This window comes from Modestobacter sp. SYSU DS0511 (assembly GCF_054050755.1).
The window spans coordinates 77,423-99,378 of record NZ_JBJGZY010000005.1; the positions used below are offsets into that span (position 1 = coordinate 77,423).

Sequence of the window (21,956 nt, forward strand, 5' to 3'; positions counted from 1 at the left end):
CCGCCCACCGCTGTGTCCGATACCCGCCAGTGGCCGCCTCGGGGCGGTGCCATGCTCGACGTCGTGACCGAGCTGCTGGACGCCGAACGCTGCTACCGCGCGGTCGCCAGCCGGGACGCCCGCTTCGACGGCTGGTTCGTCACCGCGGTGCGCAGCACCGGCATCTACTGCCGCCCCTCCTGCCCGGCGCGCACCCCGCTGCGGCGCAACGTCTCCTTCCACACCACCGCCGCCGGCGCCCAGGCAGCGGGCTTCCGCGCCTGCCGGCGCTGCCGGCCCGACGCCGTCCCGGGCTCCCCGGCGTGGGACGTGCGCGCCGACGTCGTCGCCAGGGCGATGCGGCTGATCGCCGACGGCGAGGTGGAGCGCGCCGGGGTCGGCGGGTTGGCCGCGCGGCTGGGGTACTCCGAGCGGCAACTGCACCGGCTGCTCACCGCCGAGCTCGGCGTGGGCGCGCTGGCGCTGGCCCGCGCGCAGCGGGCGCAGACGGCGCGGGTGCTCATCGAGACCACCACGCTGCCGATGGCCGACGTCGCGTTCGCCGCCGGCTTCGCCAGCATCCGGCAGTTCAACGACACCGTCCGGTCGATCTTCGCCACCACGCCCACCGCGCTGCGACCGGCCACCCCGCGCGGCGACGGGGGCGGCCGTGCCGCCACCCGCCCCGCCCTGCCCGATGGCCGGCTCACCCTGCGGCTGGCCGCGCGGGCGCCGTTCGCCGCCGACGAGGTGCTGCTCTTCCTCGGCGCGCACGCCACCCCGGGCTTGGAGGAGTGGGACGGCACGACGTTCTCCCGGGTGCTCGCGCTGCCGCACGGCCCGGCCGTCGTCAGGCTCACCCCCGCCCCGGACGGCGGCCCGGCGGTCACCGCGCAGCTGCGGCTCACCGACCTCCGCGACCTGGGCGCGGCGGTGTCCCGCTGCCGCCGGCTGCTCGACCTCGACGCCGACCCGGCGGCGGTGGACGAGCTGCTCGGAACGGACCCGGCGCTCGCCCCGCTGGTGGCCACCGCGCCCGGACGGCGGGTGCCGGCCTCCCCGGACGCCGCGGAGCTCGCGGTGCGGGCGGTGCTGGGCCAGCAGGTGTCGGTGGCCGGCGCCCGGACGCTGACCGCCCGGCTGGTCACCGCGGCCGGGCGGCCCCTCGCCGAGCCGGTCGGCACGCTGACGCACGCGTTCCCCTCGGCGGAGGACCTGGCCGGCGCCGACCTCTCCGCCGTCGGCCTGACCGGCGCGCGCCGGCGGACGGTGACCACGCTGGCCACCGCGCTCGCCGACGGCACGGTGGCCCTCGGACCCGGCGTCGACCGCGGCGAGGCCGAACGCGCGCTGCTCGCCCTGCCCGGCATCGGCCCGTGGACCGCCGCCCTGGTCGGCCTGCGTGGGCTGGCCGACCCCGACGTCTGGCTCCCCGGCGACCTCGCGCTGCGCCGCAGCGTCGGCGCGCTCGGCAGCTCCGACGCCGACGCCGCCACCCGCTGGCGACCGTGGCGTTCCTACGCCGTGATGCACCTGTGGGCGCTCGCCGTCCCGTCCCTGTTCACCCGCGGCCCCCTCCCCGAACGGAGCGCCACATGACCACTGCCCGGACGCCCCCTGCCCGGTACGCCACCACGAACACCCCGCCCGGCCCGTTCACCGTGCTGGTCGACGACGAGGTGGTGCTCGCCAGCGGCTGGACCGCCGACGTCGGCGACCTGCTCCCGGTGGTGCACCCGACGCTGCGGCCCGACTCGGTCGAGCGCGCCGGCCGGCTGCCCGTGCTCGACGCCGTCGAGGCGTTCGCCGCGGGCGAGGTGGCCGCGATCGACGGGGTGCCGGTGCGGCAGCGCTCCGGCCCGTTCCTCACCGAGGCGTGGGACGTGCTCCGCACGGTGCCCGCCGGGCACCCGGACACCTACGCCCAGTTCGCCGTCCGCTGCGGGCGGCCCGCGGCCGTGCGCGCCGCGGCCGGGGCCTGCGCCCGGAACGCCGCGGCGCTGTTCGTGCCCTGCCACCGGGTGCTGGCCACCGGGGGCGGGCTGGGCGGCTTCCGCTGGGGCACCCCGGTGAAGCGCTGGCTCCTCGACCACGAGGCTGCCCACACCCCCGCCGCCCTCCCCCAGGCAGGGCGCGGCCGCACCTGACCCGGAACTGTCGGTGGGGTCGGGCAGGCTCCTGGACCATGGACGCCGCCTCCCTGCTGCTCGGGCTCCTGCTCGGTGCCCTGCTCGCCACCGCGATCACCCTGGGCGTGGTGGCGCTGCGCGGCCGGTCCGCCGCGGCGCCCGACGCGCTGGAGCCGGTGCACGAGTCGCTCGACCACCTGCACCGGCTGCTGGCCGGCATCGAGCGCGACCGGGCCACCGCGCACGGGGAGCTGCGCGAGCAGGTCGGCACCATCGGCCAGACCTCCGCCATGCTGCGCCAGGAGACCGCGGCGCTGGTCACCGCCCTGCGCACCCCGCACGTGCGCGGCCGGTGGGGCGAGCTCCAGCTGCGCCGGGTGGTCGAGGTGGCCGGCCTGCTCGAGCACTGCGACTTCGTCGAGCAGCCGGGCGCCACCACCGCCGAGGGCGTCGCCGTCCGGCCCGACCTGGTGGTCACCCTGGCCGACGGCCGGCAGGTGGTCGTCGACGCCAAGGTCCCCTTCACCGGCTACATCGAAGCGGTGCAGGCCACCGACCCGGCGGTGCGCGCCCAGCGGGTCGCCGACCACGCGCGGCAGCTGCGCACCCACGTCGACGTCCTCGCCGCCCGCCGGTACCCGACCGCGTTCGGCAGCGCGGCACCGTTCACCGTGCTGTTCGTCCCCTCCGACGGCTTCCTCACCACGGCCCTGGAAGCCGAGCCGGCGCTGCTGGAGCACGGCTTCGGCCGCGACGTCGTCATCGCCACCCCGAGCACGCTGCTGGCCCTGCTGCGCACCGTCGCCTACTCCTGGCGCCAGGAGCGCCTCGCCCAGGACGCCGCCGCCGTGCTCGAGGTCGGCCGCACGGTGCACGCCCGGCTGGGCACCCTCTCCGGCCACCTCACCCGGCTGGGCTCGGCGCTGGGCTCGGCGCTGACCCGCTACAACGAGACGGTCGGTTCCTACGAGCGCTCGGTGCTCTCCGCCGCTCGCCGCTTCGACGAGCTCGGTGTCGCCGCCGACCCGGTGCCCACCCCGCCACCGGCGGAGACCGCCGTCCGCGCGCTGCGGTCGGTGCCGGACGTGCCGCCGAGCACCGCGCGCCCGTCGACGGCCCCGCCCGACGACAGCGAGCTGACCGCGCGTCCGACGTCCGAGCGGGACGGCACCAGCGGCTGACGAGGCAGGCCGTGGCCGCCCCCCGTTCCGCAACGGCCGGGACGGTGGTGAGGGATGGGGCGACTGGGGCCGGGCCCCACAGAATCGGCCACGTCGCCGGTGTCGACACGGGCACATCTGACCCGCCGCTGCGTCCGGGCTCCAGCGTCTACTCAGGAAGGGCCGCTACCGTGGCCCGACCGGTGAGGGGCGCACCTCCTCCCGACGACGAGGAGGTGCACGATCACTCCGGTCAGTGTCGATGCCAGGCTCCAGGACAGGCGGGAGGACGCCATGCGGGCAGAACGCAGCGACACCGGCGCAGCCGCAGGCCGCTCGTACCCCTCGCCGCGGGCGTCCAGCGGTGGCGCACCGCGTGGCCGCGACCCGCTGCCTCGCGACGCGCGCGGCCGGGCTCCCGACCGCGGGCGCGCTCCCGAGCGCCGCCGCCCCGACCCCCGCGGCACCGACCCGTGGGAGCCCACCGGCGCCCGCCGGCCGGCCGACCTCGACCCGCGCCGGTCCCGGGACTCCCGTCCGGTGCCCCCGCGACGCCGTAACGCGCCGGCCGAGGGACCCCGCCGCGGCGGCTCCACGACAGCCGGCGGCCCGGCGTCGACCACCGGCCCCCGGGTGCCCGGTCTGCTCGCGGTCTTCGGCGCCTTCCTGGTCACGCTCGCCGCGGCCGCCGCCGACTCCTACATCGGGATCGGCCTGGGCACGCTCACCCTCGTGGTGCTCACGGCGAGCAGCGGCTTCGCCGCCCTCGTCGTCCGCCGCCGCGACCTGATGACCGTCCTGGTCTCCCCGCCGCTGGTGTTCATCGGTGTCGCCTTGCTCAACATCGCCCTGGCCCCCTCGGCGACGTTCACCCTGCCGACGCTGGCCACCCTGCTGGTGCGCGGCTTCCCGGCGATGGCGATCGCCACCTGCGCCGCCGTCGCCGTCTGGCTGTTCCGGCTGGTCACCCGCCGCTGACGGCCCGCCTCGAACGCAGACGGCCCGGCACCCCTTCCAGGGTGCCGGGCCGTCCGTCGTCGCGGGGGGCTACTCGGTGTCGACCGCCAGAGCCGCGCGGCGCGGCTTGAGCTCGTGCGGCAGCGCGAAGACCAGCCGCTCCTCGGCCGCCTTCACCGTCTCCACGTCGGCGTAACCGCGGGCCGCCAGCCAGTCGAGCACCTCGCTGACGAGGATCTCCGGCACCGAGGCACCGCTGGTCACGCCCACGGTGCCGACGCCGTCGAGCCACGCCTCGTCGATCTCCGAGGCGAAGTCGACCAGGTGCGAGTCGCGGGCGCCGGCCTCCAGCGCCACCTCGACCAGGCGCACCGAGTTCGACGAGTTCGTCGACCCGACCACCAGCACCAGGTCGCACTCGGCGGCCATCTGCTTGACCGCCTGCTGACGGTTCTGCGTGGCGTAGCAGATGTCGTCGCTGGGCGGGCTCTGCAGGCCGGGGAAGCGGGTCTTCAGCGAGTCGACCGTCGCCAGCGTCTCGTCGACCGACAGGGTCGTCTGGGACAGCCAGACGACCTTCTCCGGATCGCGCACCTGGACGTTGGCGATGTCCTCGGGCCCGTCGACGAGCTGGGTGTTCGCCGGGGCCTCGCCCATCGTGCCCTCGACCTCCTCGTGCCCGCGGTGGCCGATCAGCAGGATGTCGTAGTCGTCCTTGGCGAACCGCTTCGCCTCCATGTGCACCTTGCTCACCAGCGGGCAGGTCGCGTCGATGGTCCGCAGCGACCGCTCGGCGGCCTGGGTCTTCACCGCCGGGGAGACCCCGTGCGCGCTGAAGACGACGACCGAGCCCTCGGGCACCTCGTCGGTCTCGTCGACGAAGACCGCGCCCCGCCGCTCGAGCGTGGCCACCACGTGCTTGTTGTGGACGATCTGCTTGCGCACGTAGACCGGCGCCCCGTGGATCTCCAGGGCCCGCTCGACCGCCACCACCGCCCGGTCGACGCCGGCGCAGTAGCCCCGGGGATCGGCCAGCAGGACTCGTCCGCGCGGTTCAACCATGACCCCCATGGTAGTGAAAGGAGCCGCCTGCCCCCCGGACGTTCGCAAGCTCACATCCGGGCCCGTGCAGGCGGGCCGGGAGAACGACGCACCGTCGCGCTGCCGGTGATCGCATCGTGCGGCACGCTGGGGGCATGGCTCGAGAGATCCCCGAGGTGGTCCGCGCGGCCGCCGGACTGGCCGCCACCGTGCTGGACGAGGCGCGCAAGCTGCCCGAGACGCTGCCCGGACTGCCCGTGCGGCTGATCGGCCAGGCACTGCAGACGTCGCTGCGGCTGCAGCAGCAGTACTCGGGGCTGGTCGCCCGCGGCGACGAGCTGTTCACCGGGCTGCGCGGCGACGCCGAGCCGGGCATGGCCACCTTCGACGACGACCTGCCGGCACCGCCCCCGCCGGCCGGCACCCCGGCCCCACGCAGCTCCGCGTTCGACCGGGTCGCCGACCTCCCGGAGGAGACGGACGCCGACGAGCGCGCCGACGTGCTGGCCGACGACCTCGCGGTCGACGCGCTGCCGGTGGCCGATGCCGAGGTGCTCCCGGACGACGTCGCCGTGGCCGTGCTGGACGACAGCGCCCCCACCGTCGACGAGATCACCCCGGCCGAGGTCGCCGCGCTGCCCGACGACCCGGCCGCCGACACGATCACCGCGGTGGTCGACGAGCTGGCCGACGACGTGGCCGACGAGATCGCCGAGGAGGTCCCCGACGCCGTGCCCGACGAGGTGCTGGCCGACCTCACCGCCGACACCGTCGCCGACGTCGCCGAGGACGAGCAGGCGATCGAGGACGCCGTCGCCGACGAGGTGGTCGCCGACGCCGTCGTCGGGGGCACCCCACCCGACGACGGCACCGCACCCGACGGCACCGCACCCGACGGCACCGCACCCGACGGCACCGCACCCGACGGCACCGCACTCGCGGAGGCGGCCGAGGAGCTCGTCGACCTCGGTGGGCCCGAGGCGGCGGAGAGCGTGACCCCGGGCAGCCCGGTGACCGACAGCGCGGCGAGCGAGCCGCTGGTGCCCGCCGGCGGCCAGCCCGCGGTGTCCGCCCCCGTCGAGGGCTACGACTCCTTCAGCATCCCCGCGCTGCGGGGCCACCTGCGCTCCTACCCGACCGAGACGGTCGCCGACCTGCTCGACTACGAGCGGGCCACCCGCGCGCGGGCGCCGTACGTGACCCTGCTGCAGAACCGGCTGGAGAAGCTGAGCGCCGACCGCGGCTGACCCGCGCCGCCCGCCGGACCGGGCACCTCCGTCGCGCAGCGACGTGCGATGCCAGGATCGTGCACCGTCCGGCGGGCGGCGCCGGCGCACCGAGCGGGGAAGCCAGTGACCGACAGCAGCAGGCACGGCGACACGTCGCGGCGGCGGCAGGCCGGGCTGCTCGGCCTGCTGGTCGGGCTGGTGGTCGTCGTCCTGGCGGGCGGCGCTGTGCTGGTGGTCCGGGAGGTCCGCTCGTCCGCGCCCACCGTCACCGCCCGCACCCCGGCTCCGCAGCCGTCTGCGGCCACGGCGCCGCCGGCCGTCACCCCCGCGCCGAGCACGCCGGCCGAGCCCACCTTCGACCGGGCCCAGCTGTCCCTCGACGACCCGGCCAGCCCCTGGGTGGTGGTGAACAAGGCCCGCCCGCTCGGCCCGATCGACCACGCGCCCACCGACCTGGTCCCGGTCGGCGACCAGTACCAGCTGCGCGCCGAGGCTGCGGAGGCGATGGACGCGATGCTCGCCGCCGCGGCGGACCAGGGGCTCTTCCTCAGCGTGCAGAGCGCCTACCGCTCGTACGACTACCAGGTCGGCCTCTTCGACGCCCAGGTCAGCCGGTTCGGGGAGGAGCGGGCCGAGGTCCGGGTGGCCCGCCCCGGCCACAGCGAACACCAGACCGGTCTGGCGGCGGACGTGGGCGGCGGTGGCTGCGACATCGAGACCTGCTTCGGGACCACGCCGGAGGGCCGCTGGGTGGCCGATCACGGCGCGGAGTTCGGCTACGTCGTGCGGTACCCGGACGGCGCGCAGGAGGTGACCGGCTTCAAGTACGAACCCTGGCACGTGCGGTACGTGGGCACCGCGCTGGCCACCGAGCTGCAGCGCTCCGGGGTGTCGACCCTGGAGGAGTTCTTCGGGCTGCCCGCTGCCCCCGGGTACCCCGGCTGATGAAGGACCTCGCCCTCTCACCCCTCGCTCGCTCGGGGCCAGCCTCTGGGCGAGGCCGTTCCAGCACGTCACTCGGCACGTGACACCCTCGGTCGGGTGACCAGTCCGTCGTCCCCCGAGTCGCCGTGGCCGGTGCGCACCGTCGCCCGCAAGGTCGCCGAGTGGATCGGGCGGCTCGGTGAGGTGTGGGTCGAGGGCCAGGTCGCGCAGCTGTCCCGCCGCGGCGCGGCGGCGACGGTCTTCCTGACCCTCCGCGACCCGGCGGCCGACCTGTCGGTGCCGGTCACCTGCCACCGCGACGTCGCCGACCGGCCCGGGCTCGAGCTGACCGAGGGCGCCCGGGTGATCGTCCGCGCCCGGCCGGACTACTACGTGGCCCGCGGCTCCTTCTCGCTGCGGGCCACCGAGATCCGCGCGGTCGGCCTCGGGGAGCTGCTGGCCCGGATCGAGCGGATCCGCCGGCTGCTGACCGCCGAGGGGCTGTTCGACGCCCACCGCAAGCGGCCGCTGCCCTTCGCCCCCGCCGTCGTCGGGGTGATCACCGGCCGGGACAGCGCCGCCGAGCGCGACGTCCTGGTGACCGCCCGCCGCCGCTGGCCCGCCATCCGCTTCGCGGTGCACAACTGCGCGGTGCAGGGACCCACGGCCGCGGAGTCGGTGATCGCCGGGCTGCAGCGGCTGGACGCCGACCCGGCCGTCGAGGTCATCGTGATCGCCCGCGGCGGCGGCTCGGTGGAGGACCTGCTGCCCTTCTCCGACGAGGGGCTGGTGCGGGCCGTCGCCGCCTGCCGCACCCCGGTGGTCACCGCCGTCGGCCACGAGACCGACACCACGCTGGTCGACCACGCCGCCGACGTCCGGGCGGCCACGCCCACCGACGCCGCGCACCGCGTGGTGCCCGAGATCGGCGAGCAGCGGCGGCTGGTCGAGGGGCTGCGGGCCCGCGCCCGGCACCTGGTCGGCGCCCGGCTGGAGCAGCAGGAGCGCTGGCTGGAGTCGGTGCGCAGCCGCCCGGTGCTGGCCGACCCGGGGCGGCTCCTGGCCGGCCGCGCCGACGACGTCACCGCGCTGCGGCAGCGCGCCACCCGCACGGTCACCCACCGGGTGGAGGTCGCCGAGCGCGACCTGGAGCACGCCCGGGCCCGGGTGACCGCGCTGTCCCCCGCCGCCACGCTGCAGCGCGGCTATGCGGTCGTGCAGCGGGCCGACGGCGCGCTGGTGCGCGACCCGGCGGAGGTCGGGGACGACGAGCAGCTGCAGGTGCGGGTCGCGGGCGGCCGGTTGCCGGTGCGCGTCGACAGGCAGGATGGGCACCCGTGAGCGAGAGCCCCGCACCGGAGAACGCCGAGCCGACCCAGACCTACGAGCAGGCCCGCGAGGAGCTCGCCGACGTCGTCCGCCGGCTGGAGGCGGGCGGCCTGACCCTCGAGGAGTCGCTCGCGCTGTGGGAGCGCGGCGAGCAGCTGGCCGAGATGTGCCAGCACTGGCTGGACCGGGCCCGCGAGCGCCTCGCCGCCGCCACCCCGACAGACAGCCACTGACGTCAGCGGCCCTCCTGCAGGGCCTGCCGCGAGCCTGCGAGCGGTGGGGGGCAGGAGGGTCCTTCCTCAGGGGGCGAGGGGCTCCACGGCGGCGGCGAGCTGCTCGAGCTCGGTGTCGGTCGCCGACCCGGTGATCAGCAGCGTCGAGGGACCGTCGGTGCGGGTCAGCACCGTCTCCCCGCGCGCGCTGGTCAGCCGCTGCCAGGTCTCCCCGTCCACCTCGGTGGAGCCGTCACCCGTCGCGTCGTCGAGCACGTCGGTGAGGGCGGCGGCGTCTGGGGCGTCGCTCACCACGAACCCGGCGTACTCCTCACCCGGGGTGTACCAGCCGATCTGCAGCGTCACCGGAGCCTGCACGTCGGTGCGCACGCTGGTCGGCCGCCACGAGTCGGGCAGGCCCTGCGGCACCGGCAGCGGGTGACCGGCGGCGGCCGCCGTGCGCTCGACCGTGCCGGCGATGGCGACCTCCCGGATCGGGTCCTCCGGGTTCTGGCGGAGCGCGGTGAACCCGACGATGACCAAGCAGATCACCACCAGGGGCAGCAGCGACCGGACCATGTTCGCCGGGGTGAACCGCTGCATGCGGTCGACCGGCGGTGCGCTCGCCCCGGCCGCCGACGGCGCGGCGGCAGCGGGTGCGGACGGCGCCTCGGTCGCGGCGACGTCATCGGTGGTCCGGGGGCGGTGCTCGCCGGGTCGCTGGGTGTGGTCCTGGTCGGCGGCCTGGCCGGTCTCGGGCATGCCCCTAGGATCGCAGCACCGTGCCACCACCCCGCCGCACAGCGCCGTGCGGACGTCAGGAGGACCCGTGTCCCTGCCCCTGCCCGACGGTCCGCTGCCGACCCGGCCCCCGTCGACACTCCGCGCCGACCGCCCCGCCCCCGATCGCAACCTCGCCCTGGAGCTGGTGCGCGTCACCGAGGCCGCCGCGCTCGCCGCCGGCCGGTGGGTCGGACGTGGCGACAAGAACGGCGGTGACGGCGCGGCCGTCGACGCGATGCGGGCGCTGATCGGCACCGTCCACATGCGCGGCGTCGTCGTCATCGGCGAGGGCGAGAAGGACGAGGCGCCGATGCTCTACAACGGCGAGCACGTCGGCGACGGCTGGGGCCGCGACTACGACGTCGCCGTCGACCCGATCGACGGCACCACGCTGATGGCCAAGGGCATGCCCAACGCGATCGCGGTGATGGCCGTCGCCGACCGCGGCGCGATGTACGACCCCTCGGCGGTCTTCTACATGGACAAGATCGCCACCGGTCCGGCCGCGGCCGACGTCGTCGACATCACCGCGCCGGTGGCCGAGAACATCCGCAAGGTCGCGAAGGCCAAGCACAGCTCGGTCGGCGACGTCACCGTGTGCATCCTCGACCGGCCGCGCCACGAGCAGCTGGTGAGCGAGGTCCGCGAGGCCGGTGCCCGGATCAAGTTCATCACCGACGGCGACGTCGCCGGCGCGATCGCCGCCGCCCGCGAGGGCACCGGTGTGGACCTGCTGATGGGCATCGGCGGCACCCCGGAGGGGATCATCACCGCCTGCGCCCTCAAGTGCATGGGCGGCGCGCTGCAGGGCCGGCTCTGGCCGCGCGACGACGAGGAGCGGCAGAAGGCGCTCGACGCCGGGCACGACCTGGACCGGGTGCTGACCATCGACGACCTGGTGCAGGGCGACGTCTTCTTCGTCGCCACCGGCATCACCGACGGGGAGCTGCTGCGGGGGGTGCAGTACCGCGCCGGCGGCGCCACCACGCAGTCGCTGGTCATGCGGTCGCGGTCGGGCACCATCCGCTCGATCGACAGCCTGCACTCGCTGGCCAAGCTCAACGAGTACTCCGCGGTGCCCTTCGGCGAGGACTCCGGGCCGCAGGACGACGAGGCATAGGAGGCTCCGCACCCGGTTTCCAGGCGGAGACCGGGTGCAGAGCTCCCTATGCTGCGGGCGGCGGGGGCGTGTGCCGGGCGGCCAGCCGGTCCAGGACGGCGCGCCACCTGCTCGGTGACTCCCCCGGCGCCAGGCTGCGCAGCCGCAGGTCACCGAAGACGGTCCAGCCGCGGACGACCACCAGCGGCGTGCCGGCCAGCCGGGGCACCGGTGCCAGCTGGGTCTTGCGGTCGCCGAACACCGTCCAGCCCTCGATCTCCGCGGCGACCCCCTCGCTGACGATCACGTCGACGTCGCCGAAGACGGTGCCCAGCTGCAGGTGCACCGTCTCCGCGGCGGTGCGCAGGCCACGCAGGTCGATCCGGACGTCGCCGAACACGGTGCTGGCCCGCTCCGGCACGCTGACCACCGGGGTCAGCTTGACGTCCCCGAAGACGCTGGCGACCGAGCCGTTGGTCCGCTCCCCCACGATCTCCCCCACCGCCGGGAAGGCCGATGCCGGCGCGGGGAGGTCGGCCAGCAGACCGTCGAGCTCCCCGACGGTGGTCGCGGCATAGGCGGCGTCGGCCCGCTGGGTGAACTCGTCGACGTCGATCCGGCCCTCACCGAGGGCGGTCTGCAGCCGGGTCACCACCGCCTCGCGGTCGGCGTCCGACGCGCGCACGGCGGGGCGTTCGGCAGCTGGTTCCTCGGCCATGCCCGGACCCTAGCGGGGCAGACCTCAGTCCAGCTGGGCGCAGGTGTACACGGCGAACTCGTCGACCCGGCCGCCGCAGGTGAGCCCGTGGTCCCCGTACCCCGGCTCCAGCAGCGCCTCCTGGTACAGGTCGTCGCAAGCCTGGAGGTCACCGTCGAAGCACTGCTGGGCGAAGCCGTCCAGCACCGGGTCGTCGCCCAGGCCGTCGGGTGGCGCCGGGTCGGCCCGCTCCACCTGCGCGGATCCCAGGCCGTAGGCGTTCACGTCGTCCAGGCCGAAGTCGTCCAGGCCGAAGTCGTCCAGGCCGTGGTCGTCCCGGAGGCCGGACAGCGCGTCGTCCATCGCGGCGGCCGAGGCGTCGGCGAGCCCCTCCCCGATCCCCCGGCCCAGGTCCTCGGCGCCCGACCGCAGGACGAGCGCGCCCAGGACCACGGCCAGCACGACGCCGAGCGCGATCACGCCCGCGGACACGGCAGCCGCGCCCAGCGACGGCCCGTGGCGCCGCGCCCCGGGCGCGGCAGGAGCGTGGCCGGGCGCGCCGGTCCACCCGGGGCCGGCCCCTGCAGCGCCGGGCCACCACCCGGCATCCGGTCAGGCGGCGGGCTGCGCCGGCGGTCCCGGTGCAGGCGGTGGCGCGGGGTGCTGCTCGGACATGCACGTCTCCTGCGGTCGGGGACCGACGGTGGACCGGTCCGGGGTGCGGCGGAGCGTAGGGCGCCGGTACGGCACGGCGGAGCCGTCGTCCACAGGCGTCCCGGACCCCGCTCCCCGACGGGTGTCTAGGGTCGCTCGCGGAGCACAGTCACCATCCACACCACACCGGGAGCGCACCGTGGCCACCGAGACGGACTACCGCGTCGAGCACGACTCCATGGGGGAGGTCCGCGTCCCCTCCTGGGCGAAGTGGCGGGCCCAGACCCAGCGCGCCGTCGAGAACTTCCCCATCTCCGGCACCCCGATCGAGCGCGAGCTCATCGGCGCCCTGGCGTCCATCAAGGGCGCCGCGGCCACCGTGAACGCCTCGCTCGGCGTCCTGCCCGCCGACGTCGCCGACGCCATCTCCGCCGCCGCGGCCGAGGTCGCCACGGGCACCTGGGACGCGCACTTCCCGATCGACGTCTTCCAGACCGGCTCGGGCACGTCGAGCAACATGAACACCAACGAGGTCATCGCCACCCTGGCCACCGAGGCGCTCGGCTCGCCCGTGCACCCCAACGACCACGTCAACGCCTCGCAGTCGTCCAACGACGTCTTCCCCTCGGCGATCCACGTCGCCGCGACCCGGGCGATCGTCGTCGACCTGGTGCCGGCGCTGGAGCACCTCGCCGCCTCGCTGGAGCGCAAGGCCACCGAGTACGCGGAGGTGGTGAAGAGCGGCCGCACGCACCTGATGGACGCCACCCCGGTCACCCTGGGCCAGGAGTTCGGCGGGTACGCCGCCGCCGTCCGTTACGGCATCGAGCGGCTGCAGGCCTCGCTGCCCCGGATCGGCGAGCTGCCGCTGGGCGGCACGGCCGTCGGCACCGGGATCAACACCCCACCCGGGTTCGCCGCGGCGATCATCGAGAAGCTCGCCGCCGACCTGGGCCTGCCGCTGTCCGAGGCGCGCGACCACTTCGAGGCGCAGAGCTCCCGCGACGCCCTGGTCGAGGGCTCCGGCCAGCTGAAGACCATCGCGGTCGGACTCATCAAGATCGCCAACGACCTGCGGTGGATGGGGTCGGGCCCCCGCACCGGGCTGGGCGAGATCGCCCTGCCGGACCTGCAGCCGGGCAGCTCAATCATGCCGGGGAAGGTCAACCCGGTGATCCCCGAGGCCGTCATCCAGGTGGGCGCGCAGGTGATCGGCAACGACGCGGCGGTCACCTACGCCGGCACCACCGGCGTCTTCGAGCTGAACGTGACGCTGCCGCTGATGGCGCACAACGTGCTGGAGTCGATCCGGCTGCTGGCCAACGTCAGCCGGCTGCTCGCCGACCGCTGCGTCGACGGCATCGTGGCCAACGTCGAGCAGTGCCGCGAGTACGCGGAGTCCTCGCCGTCGATCGTCACCCCGCTGAACAAGTACATCGGTTACGAGGAGGCGGCCAAGGTCGCCAAGCAGTCGCTGGCCGAGCAGAAGACGATCCGCCAGGTCGTCGTGGAGCGCGGCTACGTGGAGCAGGGCAAGCTCACCGAGGAGCAGCTGGACGCCGCCCTCGACGTCCTCTCCATGACCCACCCCTGAGAGAGGACCCCTCTGCCCCCCACCGCTCGCGGCGGGCTTCTGCAGAGGGGCCGGATGGCGTGCAAAGAGCAGGAATCCTGCCCCCTGGCACGCCATCCGGGGGCGTGGGGCAGTAGCGTCCAGAACTGATGAGCGAGACAGCGAGCACCGACGACGTGGCCCTGCGCTTCCCCGGCGGCGAACTCCCCCTGCGGGAGATCCCCGCGACGGAAGGCGCCCCTGGCATCGACACCAGCAAGCTGCTGTCCACGACCGGCAGGGTCGCCCTGGACATCGGCTTCGTGAACACCGCGTCCTGCACCTCGGAGATCACCTACATCGACGGTGACGCCGGGATCCTGCGGTACCGCGGCTACCCGATCGACCAGCTGGCCGGGCAGGCCAGCTTCCTCGAGGTGTCGTACCTGCTGATCTACGGCGAGCTGCCCACCGCCGACCAGCTGGAGGCGTTCGACCAGCGGATCCGCCGGCACACCCTGCTGCACGAGGACCTCAAGCAGTTCTTCAACGGCTTCCCGCGCGACGCGCACCCGATGCCGGTGCTCTCCTCGGCGGTCAGCGCGCTGTCGACCTTCTACCAGGACTCGCTCGACCCGTTCAACCCCGAGCAGGTCGAGCTCTCGACCGTCCGGCTGCTGGCCAAGCTGCCCACGATCGCGGCCTACGCCTACAAGAAGTCCGTCGGTCAGCCGATGCTCTACCCGGACAACTCCCTGGGCCTGGTGGAGAACTTCCTCCGGATGACCTTCGGCTTCCCGGCCGAGCCGTACGAGGCCGACCCGGAGCTGGTCAAGGCGCTGGACATGCTCTTCGTCCTGCACGCCGACCACGAGCAGAACTGCTCCACCTCCACGGTGCGGCTGGTCGGCTCCTCCCACGCCAACCTGTTCGCCTCCGTCTCCGCCGGCATCAACGCCCTGTTCGGCCCGCTGCACGGCGGCGCCAACCAGTCGGTGCTGGAGATGCTGGAGGCGATCAAGCGCGACGGCGGCGACATCCCCCGCTTCGTCGAGCGGGTCAAGAACAAGGAGCCCGGCGTCAAGCTGATGGGCTTCGGGCACCGGGTCTACAAGAACTACGACCCGCGCGCGGCGATCGTGAAGCAGACCGCGGACACGGTGCTGAGCAAGCTCGGCGGCAACAACGAGCTGCTCGACCTGGCCCGCCAGCTCGAGGAGATCGCCCTCTCCGACGACTACTTCGTCGAGCGCAAGCTCTACCCGAACGTCGACTTCTACACCGGGCTGATCTACCGGGCGATGGGCTTCCCCGTCCGGATGTTCACCGTGCTGTTCGCGCTCGGCCGGGTACCCGGCTGGATCGCCCAGTGGCGCGAGATGATCGAGGACCCGGCCACCAAGATCGGGCGCCCCCGGCAGGTCTACACCGGCCCCGCCGAGCGCTCCTTCGTGGAGATCGCCCAGCGCTAGGAGAACGGCCTCCTCCCTCCCCGGGAGGAGGCCGCTCCAGAACACCACGTGGCCCCCGTCGTCCCTCCCGGACGGCGGGGGCCTCGTCGTGCCCGGGGTGACGGGGACCGCGGCCCGCGTGAGCGTCGGCGCGGTCCCCGACGGCGGATCTCCCTGCGTCGGCGACCAGCACTGCTCACTCTGCCTCCGGGTGACCGACACCCCCCGGAGGGGTGAGACCCACCCCCCGAACGCGTGAGGACCCTTCACCCCCTCCCGGGGGACGTCGATGGGATCAGGACACGGCTGCCACCCGGCAGCCGTGTCCTGATCCGGCCGACGACCCGAGGGAGCCCCCGGTGCCCGCACCGCGCGCGCAGTCCGCTGCGCCACGGACCCGCGCCCAGGCCCCCCGCCAGCGCCCGGCGACGGGCGCCCGCACCCCGGCCGGCCGCAGCCCCGCCCGGTCCGCCGCTCCCCGGCCCGGCTCGCCCCAGCGCCGGAACGGCGCCACCGGGCATCCCCGCACCACGGGACGCCCCGGGACGCGGCGCAGGCCGGCCAGGAAGCGCCCGGCCGGCTCGACCGGGCACCTGCGCCTGTGGTTGCGCCGGCTCGGCGTGGTCACCGGAGCGACCGTCGCGATCGTCGCGCTGATGGGCTCGGTGGCCCAGCCGCCGACCGAGGCCGGCCAGGTCACCGACCCGGGCCGCGCCGGCGTCACCGCGACCGCGCTCGCCGACGCGGCGGCCCGCTACCGGGCCGCCGCCGAGACGGCCGCGCGCCACGGCGCGCAGGCGCAGCAGGCCCGCGACGCCGGCGCCGCCGCGCAGGCCGAGGTCGCCGCCGACCGGATCGCCGTGGGCGAGATCGCCGTGGCCGCCTACCAGCGCAGCGCGGAGGAGCGCTGGCCGCTCGCCCAGCTCTCGCTGCACTCCCCCGGGACCACCGGCGACGTGCTGCACGCCCAGGGCCTCGCCGAGCAGCTCACCGACGCCCAGGACGCCCGGGTGGCCCGTGTCGCCCGGGCCGCCGTGCACGCCGCGGAGTTCACCGACGACGCCACCGCCGCCGAGACGCGCGCGGACGAGGCGCGGCAGGACGCCGCCGAGGTGCTCGCCGAGGTGCGGGACCTGGTCGCCGACCTGGACCCGCTCGCCGCCGCCACCTGGGCCGGCTCCGCCGCCACCCCGGTCAGCCCCGCCCAGGCGGCCGACAACGCCGCCGCCCTGGCAGGCTGGCAGGACTACCTCACCCGGCTCGCGGTCGCGGGCATCACGCCGCCGGCAGCCGCCGAGCTGGCCGCGCCCGAGTCGCTGCCGACCGGCCTGGCCGCCGTCCGGGACGCCGCCGGCGCCCCGGTGCCCGGCATCGCCCTGGCCTACGCCGCCGGCGCGACGATCACCGTGCTGCCCGCCGAGACCGTCGCCGCGGTCAGCGCCGGCTTCGCCCTGCTGGGCCGGCCGTACCTGCCCGGCCGCAGCGGTCCCGACGGGTTCGACTGCGGCGGCTTCACCTCCGCCGTCTGGGCGCACGGCGGCTTCGGCCTGCCCGTCGGCCTGGCCGGCCAGTGGGCACAGGGCACGCCGGTGGCCGAGGGGCAGCTGCAGGTCGGCGACCTGGTGTTCAGCACCGTCGGCGGCACCACGCTGGACGACGTCGGCATCTACGTCGGCGGCCGCAGCGTGCTGTCCGCCTCCGCCGACCGCTGGCAGGTCGCGGTGCGCGAGGTGCCCGACCTGCGCGCCGCCGTCCGCGTGACCGTGCCGGCCGGCACGCCGACGCCGCTGCCGGTCGCGGCCCCCACCCCGGCCACCTGCACCGCCCCGGTGCCCGCGCCGGGCAGTGACCGGGCACCGGTGAGCGGCGCCTGGGGTGGCTTCGCCAACGGCGAGATCCCCCGCGACCAGCTCTGCTCGATCGGGTACCCGCACCGGCTGCGCTGCGACGCGGCGGCCGCCTACTCGGCGATGTCCGCGGCGTACCAGGCCGCCTTCGGCGCCCCGCTGTGCATCACCGACTCCTACCGGTCGCTGGGCGCGCAGGTCGACGCCCACCACCGCAAGCCGAGGATCACCGCGATCCCCGGCACCTCCAACCACGGCTGGGCCCTGGCGGTCGACCTCTGCGGCGGGATCAACGTCTTCGGCACCGTGCAGACCGCCTGGATGCAGGCGAACGCCGGTCGCTGGGGCTGGGTGCACCCCGACTGGGCTCAGGCCGACGGCAGCAACCCGGAGCCCTGGCACTGGGAGTACGGCAGCCTGACCTGAGCCTCGTGCGTCCGGGAGAACGGGGCGGTCAGGTCCAGCTGAGTACGGCTAATGAGGGTGAGAAATCCTGCTAACTCGCGGTCGCTGCCCCGGACCGCCTCGGGTCTACGGGCCGTGCTGGCGAACGGCTGGGAGGCGCGCCGAAACGGCACGATTGCCAGCTCGAGGCCGTCGAGCACAGTGACCGACGAGCGCCTGGGCGCGGCTGCCGGCTTGAGCAGTCGGGCATTGGTGCCGATGAGGTGATGAAGCAGCCCGACGTCGGTGTTGCGGGCCAGTGGACGGGGGACCCTTGCAGTGACGACGCAGGCCGAGGACGTCGCCGCCGCCACGCCACCGTCACGGCGGCGCGTCGTCGGCTACAACGCAGGCATCTCCGGCTTCGCAGCTTGCGCGCTGCTCGGCGTCTTCGGCTTCTGCTGGGGCCTGCTGGCCAGCCCGCCCAACGACGCCAGCAACCTGCTCGAGGTCCTGCCCCCGATGTGCCTGATGGCCACGGTGTTCTGCCTGCTCGGGACCTGTCGGCTGGTCGTCGACCCCGCGGGCTTCATCGAGGTGATCGACCTGCTGGTGGCGCGTCGGGTGCCCGTCGGCGAGCTGGTGGCAGTCGAGCACCACGAGGGCCTGCGCCTGCGCGTGGTCTCCGGTCGGCGGATCGGCAGCGTTGCCTACGGCGCCTCGCTGCTCGGGTTCGTTCTTCGCTACCCCCGGTCGGTCCGTGCGGCTCGGCGCATCGAAGCCGCTATCGGCGGCCTTCCGGAGACGGGCGCGATGCCGACGTGGCGGCCGGACACGGTGACGTCGCACCTGCGGGTCCGCGCCTACCTGGTCACCCTGGGCGTCAACGCCGTGCTCGTGCTCGGAACCGTTGTGCTGAACGCAGTCTGGGCAGCTGCGTAGCGCTGCAAAGGATGGCTTCCGCTGGCTGCCCAACGCTGGCCGGTGGGCCGGTCAACGCAGCGGCGATGCCGTGAACCGGCGACGAGCGGGACGGGTGGCCGGTGCGGTGTGCCCGCGACGGTGGGGCCGTTCCGGGCGGATCCGCTGGGCGGCGGCTTGCCGGGCGGTGAGCGCGTCTCGGTAGGCGGCGAGGTCGGACCAGGCCCGGTCGCTGCTGCCGCCGTGCGCGGCGAGGCCAGCGGTCAGCAGGCTGATGGCGACTGCGAGGTCGCCCGTGTCCGCCACCGCGCGGGCCTGGCGGTGCAGGAGGCGGGGTTCGACCAGGCTGAGCTGCGCGGCGAGGCCGGCGAGCTGGTCGGCGTCGTGCGGGCGGCTGTCGCTGATGTTGCTCACGACGAGCCAGGCGGCGTGCGCCGCGACCGCCGGGCGAGCGGTGGCGTGCTGGACCACGCGGCCGGAAGAGCCGAGCCACGGACGCGCCGTCTTCCAGTTCAGGTTGCGCTGTGCGCCGGTGAGGGCGACGGCGATGGCGTGTGGCCAGGTGTCTGCGGGACAGGCGCGGTCGGCGCGGCACTCGGGGCACGCGTCGAACGGCGTGACCTCGCCGAAGCACCGTGCGGACCCACCGAGGACGCCAGCCCATCGGTCGTGGAAGGCGGCGGCGTCGGCAGCCCGCAGGTGCCTGGCAACGAGGACGGCCAGTGCGCCGAGGGTGGTGTTGGCGTCCACGGCGCGGCCGGCGCTGACGTGCCCGGTGAGGTCATCGAGCAGGGCGTCGATGACCCGCCCACGCCCGGCGGGCGCGAGCCCAATGGCCTTGTCGGTCAGCAGTGGGCAGCGCAGCCGGACGCACTCGCGCAGGCCGGCCAGCCAGGTGTCGAGGTCCTCGTCGGTGGGGTTCGTCGGCAGCTTCTTGTGCGTGGCGTGGTGGCTGGTCGGCCGGTCGATGAAGGTGAATGGCGAACCGGCGGCGGCGCGGGTGGTGCGGGCGGCCGGCCGCGCTGGGTAGTCGCCGGCGCGGATCCGGGTCGGCTGGGCGGCGGCGAGCAGAGCAGCGATGTCGGTGTGCCCGTCGCGGGCGGCGGAGTGCAGGAGCCGGCTGAGCAGCAGGGCGGTGTCGGTGGCGTCGGCCAGGGCGTTGTGGTGGTCGGTGACGGCCAGCCCGAAGTGGGCGAGCACGTCGGGCAACCGGTAGCGACCGCTGCCGACCTTCAGGTGGCGGGCCAACGCCAGGGTGTCGAGGACCACGACGCCGGGCAGCGCGCGGCCGGCTCGCTGGTGTTCCAGGTGCAGCACGCCGATGTCGAACGGCGCGTGGTGAGCGACGAGCACGACCCGCTCACCGGGGGCGGCCGTCAGCAGCCCGGCCAGCTGGTCGATGCGGGCGCGGAACGGCTCCTCGTCGGCAACGTCGGCGTCGGTGAGCCGGTGGACCCGGGTGTTCTCGATGCGAGCGCCGGGGTTGCACCGCCACTCGACGGGGCCGGTGAGCGGCTTGCCGTAGCCATCGACCTGCGCGAGCCCGACGGACACGATGCGGTCGCCGCTGTCGGAGGGCGTGGTCTCTACGTCCAGCACGACGAACCGCACGCCGGCGGTGAGCGCGGCCAGCGCGACCTCGGGGCGGTAGAGGCTCACGCGACCCCCCGCGAGGCGAGCTGGTCGAGCAGGTCCTTGTCCCGCAGCGAGGAGTACATCGCCGGGGTCGGCGGCTGGGGGTCAGCCACGTCACGCGGTGCGGCCGACCAGCCGTCGTGCGCCTTCGTCTGAGCCCGGAGCTGGCCGATGACCGTGCTGCGCTTGGCGAACACGCCGCGGTTGCGGCTCACCACCAGGTCGAACAGGTTGTTCGTCCGCTCGATGTTGGCGAAGCCGTGGCCCCGCCCGGTGAGCACGGTCTTCACCGTGGTGCGCAGCAGCGTCTCGAAGCCGCCAGTGGATACCGGCACGCCCGGGTTGGCGCGCAGCGCCGGGAGCGCGGCCGCAACTGCCGGCTCGTAGCTGTCGCGGCGTTCGGCCAGCTTCTCCGGCGGCAGGTTCAGCCGGTCCAGCAGCACCTCGAAGTCGTCCCACCAGGCCGACCACTGGGCGTCGCTCATCTGCCGGAGGCGGTCGCCGGTCAGCCAGCTCAGGTGGGCGGCCAGATCGGGGTGCAGCGCCTTGCCGTGGTCGGTGAGCACCACCGCGCCCGGCGTCTGCCGGACCAGCGCCTCGGTGAGCGCCTCGTGGATGTGGAACAGCGACGGCACCAGCACCGCCGTGCGGAAGTAGTCGTCGATGCCCTTCCGCAGCCCGGTGCCGGCGTCGGCCAGGATGAACTCCGGTTCCCGCTCGCCCGGCACGAAGCCGAGCTCGTCGAACAGCAGCCGCCAGGCGGTGGCCTCGTTCGACGGGTAAGCGCGCAGCAGCCGCAGCCGGGTGTGCCGGTCATCGGGCGTCGGCGGCGGTCCGTCGGTCGCGCGGGCCGGCCAGTCGAGGGTGGCCGCGCCGAGCACGAAGTACTCCCGCCGGGACCGGAGCGTGGCTCGCCCGTCGAAGGCGGCCTTGCTGTTCACCGGGGTGTCGTCGAGCAGCAGCACCTGCGGGCGGCCGTCGGCGGCCCGCTCCGCGTCGGTCATCGCCGCGCGCCGGGCGTGCTCGGCAGCCTCGGCTTCCAGCAGCCGCTCGTGCAGCGGCTGCCACAGCACCGGGGCGTACAGCTCCACCCAGTCGGCCGCGACGTGCCAGCGGTTGCGGGCCTCGGCGCTGCGCGCCGACGGGGTGCGGCGGGCCGGCAGCTCCCGGCCGTCGGCGTCCCGGCGGCGACGGCGCACCGCCGGCGCGGCCGGCAGCGGGTCCAGCGACACCCCCCGGGGCTTGCGTGGCGGACGCTCCTCGGCGGCCTCGGCGGCGCGGACGGCCTTCTGCCACGCGGCCGCCTTCGCCCGCCGCTCCCGCTCGGCCGCGGACAGCTTGGCCGGGCGGCTCCGCGACCGGCCGGTGGCCTGCCACGCCCACCGGCCCACCGACGAGTACGTGTCAGCGCCGGAGGCGAGCTTCTCGAGCCCTTCGGCCACGACGCGCAGGTTCCAGGACTGCCGGCGGGCGACGGTCTGGTCGCCGTGGTGGACGTTGCGGCGCTCCTCGCACTCCTGGCAGTGGCTCTCGCCGGTGTGCACGTGCTCTCGCGGCAGCGGCGGCGTGTAGTTGTGGAAGCCCTTCGGGAAGTCCGGGTCGGGCGTGTGCGGCCAGCAGCGATACCGCTGCCGGCGCACCGGCTGCCCCGGCCGCTGGTAGGTGCCGTTGCGCGCCCGCCTCGCCGCCTTCCCGTGCACCGGGCAGGGCGGCGGGGGCAGGTACGCCGGAACCGGCGCGTCCTCGTCCTCGACCGCGATGACGACCGCGAAGTCGTGCGGCTTGTCCCCGTTCGGGGTGCAGCGGTAGTTCCGCCGAAGTCCTGACGCAGCGCGGTACGTCCCGTTCCCCTTCACCTTCGACCCGGCGTGGAACGGGTTCGGACACACCATCGGGTCCAGTTGCGGCTTCCGGCCTCCCGGCACAGCACCTCCCTCGTCGCCTGCCCATCGGCACGGCGGCGAGGAACCTAA

General features: G+C 75.1%; 19 protein-coding genes. 13 read left to right on the forward strand and 6 right to left on the reverse strand.

The window, feature by feature from the left end; all coding sequences use genetic code 11:
- Window positions 1-63 precede the first annotated feature (63 nt).
- From ACI783_RS04260 to ACI783_RS04275, 4 genes are all read left to right on the forward strand, one after another.
- Entirely contained in the window at window positions 64-1,578 is a 1,515-nt protein-coding gene (locus tag ACI783_RS04260; protein WP_457139279.1) for an AlkA N-terminal domain-containing protein, read from the forward strand.
- Window positions 1,575-2,126, forward strand: a complete 552-nt coding sequence (locus ACI783_RS04265) for a methylated-DNA--[protein]-cysteine S-methyltransferase (protein ID WP_457139280.1) — start codon at window positions 1,575-1,577, stop codon at window positions 2,124-2,126. Before ACI783_RS04260 ends, ACI783_RS04265 begins: the two co-directional genes overlap by 4 nt.
- 38 nt (window positions 2,127-2,164) lie before the next feature.
- Entirely contained in the window at window positions 2,165-3,289 is a 1,125-nt protein-coding gene (locus ACI783_RS04270; protein ID WP_457139281.1) for a DNA recombination protein RmuC, read from the forward strand.
- Between the two features lie 612 nt (window positions 3,290-3,901).
- On the forward strand, window positions 3,902-4,246 hold the full coding sequence (locus ACI783_RS04275) for a DUF6542 domain-containing protein (protein WP_457139282.1): 345 nt from the start codon (window positions 3,902-3,904) through the stop codon (window positions 4,244-4,246).
- A gap of 69 nt (window positions 4,247-4,315) precedes the next feature.
- Here ACI783_RS04275 and ACI783_RS04280 read toward each other — a convergent pair whose 3' ends face one another.
- Window positions 4,316-5,287, reverse strand: a complete 972-nt coding sequence (locus ACI783_RS04280; RefSeq protein ID WP_457083031.1) for a 4-hydroxy-3-methylbut-2-enyl diphosphate reductase — start codon at window positions 5,285-5,287, stop codon at window positions 4,316-4,318.
- A 134-nt stretch (window positions 5,288-5,421) separates the two neighbouring features.
- Between ACI783_RS04280 and ACI783_RS04285 the strand changes: the two genes are divergently transcribed.
- The 4 genes from ACI783_RS04285 to ACI783_RS04300 all read left to right on the forward strand — a co-directional run bounded on the left by ACI783_RS04285 (window position 5,422) and on the right by ACI783_RS04300 (window position 8,981).
- Complete coding sequence (locus ACI783_RS04285; RefSeq protein WP_457139283.1) at window positions 5,422-6,513, forward strand: lipid droplet-associated protein; 1,092 nt, start codon at window positions 5,422-5,424, stop codon at window positions 6,511-6,513.
- Between the two features lie 105 nt (window positions 6,514-6,618).
- Window positions 6,619-7,440 (forward strand): D-alanyl-D-alanine carboxypeptidase family protein, encoded by an 822-nt coding sequence (locus ACI783_RS04290; protein WP_457139284.1) that lies wholly within the window; start codon window positions 6,619-6,621, stop codon window positions 7,438-7,440.
- A 96-nt stretch (window positions 7,441-7,536) separates the two neighbouring features.
- Entirely contained in the window at window positions 7,537-8,760 is a 1,224-nt protein-coding gene (gene xseA, locus ACI783_RS04295; protein WP_457139285.1) for an exodeoxyribonuclease VII large subunit, read from the forward strand.
- The gene (locus ACI783_RS04300; protein WP_457139286.1) at window positions 8,757-8,981 is read left to right on the forward strand and encodes an exodeoxyribonuclease VII small subunit; all 225 of its coding nucleotides are present in this window, start codon (window positions 8,757-8,759) and stop codon (window positions 8,979-8,981) included. The genes xseA and ACI783_RS04300 overlap by 4 nt, the downstream gene beginning before the upstream one ends.
- Before the next feature lie 66 nt (window positions 8,982-9,047).
- On the opposite strand, the gene ACI783_RS04305 is transcribed toward ACI783_RS04300, so the two are convergent.
- The gene (locus ACI783_RS04305) at window positions 9,048-9,722 is read right to left on the reverse strand and encodes a DUF4245 domain-containing protein (RefSeq protein WP_457139287.1); all 675 of its coding nucleotides are present in this window, start codon (window positions 9,720-9,722) and stop codon (window positions 9,048-9,050) included.
- Window positions 9,723-9,789: 67 nt separating this feature from the next.
- Between ACI783_RS04305 and glpX the strand changes: the two genes are divergently transcribed.
- A complete protein-coding gene (glpX, locus tag ACI783_RS04310; protein WP_457139288.1) occupies window positions 9,790-10,863 on the forward strand; it encodes a class II fructose-bisphosphatase in 1,074 nt (357 codons plus the stop codon).
- Between the two features lie 46 nt (window positions 10,864-10,909).
- On the opposite strand, the gene ACI783_RS04315 is transcribed toward glpX, so the two are convergent.
- Complete coding sequence (locus ACI783_RS04315; RefSeq protein WP_457139289.1) at window positions 10,910-11,560, reverse strand: DUF1707 domain-containing protein; 651 nt, start codon at window positions 11,558-11,560, stop codon at window positions 10,910-10,912.
- A 24-nt stretch (window positions 11,561-11,584) separates the two neighbouring features.
- Window positions 11,585-12,019, reverse strand: a complete 435-nt coding sequence (locus tag ACI783_RS04320) for a hypothetical protein (protein WP_457139290.1) — start codon at window positions 12,017-12,019, stop codon at window positions 11,585-11,587.
- A gap of 373 nt (window positions 12,020-12,392) precedes the next feature.
- On the opposite strand from ACI783_RS04320, the gene ACI783_RS04325 reads away from it, so the two are divergent.
- The 4 genes from ACI783_RS04325 to ACI783_RS04340 all read left to right on the forward strand — a co-directional run bounded on the left by ACI783_RS04325 (window position 12,393) and on the right by ACI783_RS04340 (window position 18,369).
- Window positions 12,393-13,787 (forward strand): class II fumarate hydratase, encoded by a 1,395-nt coding sequence (locus tag ACI783_RS04325; protein ID WP_457139291.1) that lies wholly within the window; start codon window positions 12,393-12,395, stop codon window positions 13,785-13,787.
- A 128-nt stretch (window positions 13,788-13,915) separates the two neighbouring features.
- The gene (locus ACI783_RS04330) at window positions 13,916-15,217 is read left to right on the forward strand and encodes a citrate synthase (RefSeq protein ID WP_457083011.1); all 1,302 of its coding nucleotides are present in this window, start codon (window positions 13,916-13,918) and stop codon (window positions 15,215-15,217) included.
- 338 nt (window positions 15,218-15,555) lie between these two features.
- Complete coding sequence (locus ACI783_RS04335) at window positions 15,556-17,469, forward strand: NlpC/P60 family protein (RefSeq protein ID WP_457139292.1); 1,914 nt, start codon at window positions 15,556-15,558, stop codon at window positions 17,467-17,469.
- 297 nt (window positions 17,470-17,766) lie between these two features.
- Window positions 17,767-18,369: a hypothetical protein gene (locus ACI783_RS04340; protein WP_457139293.1), complete on the forward strand. Its 603-nt coding sequence runs from the start codon at window positions 17,767-17,769 to the stop codon at window positions 18,367-18,369.
- A 51-nt stretch (window positions 18,370-18,420) separates the two neighbouring features.
- Here ACI783_RS04340 and ACI783_RS04345 read toward each other — a convergent pair whose 3' ends face one another.
- Window positions 18,421-20,007 (reverse strand): 3'-5' exonuclease, encoded by a 1,587-nt coding sequence (locus ACI783_RS04345; protein ID WP_457139294.1) that lies wholly within the window; start codon window positions 20,005-20,007, stop codon window positions 18,421-18,423.
- Complete coding sequence (locus ACI783_RS04350; RefSeq protein ID WP_457139295.1) at window positions 20,004-21,908, reverse strand: hypothetical protein; 1,905 nt, start codon at window positions 21,906-21,908, stop codon at window positions 20,004-20,006. The genes ACI783_RS04345 and ACI783_RS04350 overlap by 4 nt, the downstream gene beginning before the upstream one ends.
- Window positions 21,909-21,956 lie beyond the last annotated feature (48 nt).

Excerpts from the sequence above, each read along its gene's own strand:
- ACI783_RS04265 (WP_457139280.1), top strand. The coding sequence starts at position 1,575 with ATGACCACTGCCCGGACGCCCCCTGCCCGGTACGCCACCACGAACACC.
- ACI783_RS04270 (WP_457139281.1), top strand. The coding sequence starts at position 2,165 with ATGGACGCCGCCTCCCTGCTGCTCGGGCTCCTGCTCGGTGCCCTGCTC.
- ACI783_RS04280 (WP_457083031.1), bottom strand. The coding sequence starts at position 5,287 with ATGGTTGAACCGCGCGGACGAGTCCTGCTGGCCGATCCCCGGGGCTAC.
- ACI783_RS04285 (WP_457139283.1), top strand. The coding sequence starts at position 5,422 with ATGGCTCGAGAGATCCCCGAGGTGGTCCGCGCGGCCGCCGGACTGGCC.
- ACI783_RS04305 (WP_457139287.1), bottom strand. The coding sequence starts at position 9,722 with ATGCCCGAGACCGGCCAGGCCGCCGACCAGGACCACACCCAGCGACCC.
- ACI783_RS04315 (WP_457139289.1), bottom strand. The coding sequence starts at position 11,560 with ATGGCCGAGGAACCAGCTGCCGAACGCCCCGCCGTGCGCGCGTCGGAC.
- ACI783_RS04330 (WP_457083011.1), top strand. The coding sequence starts at position 13,916 with ATGAGCGAGACAGCGAGCACCGACGACGTGGCCCTGCGCTTCCCCGGC.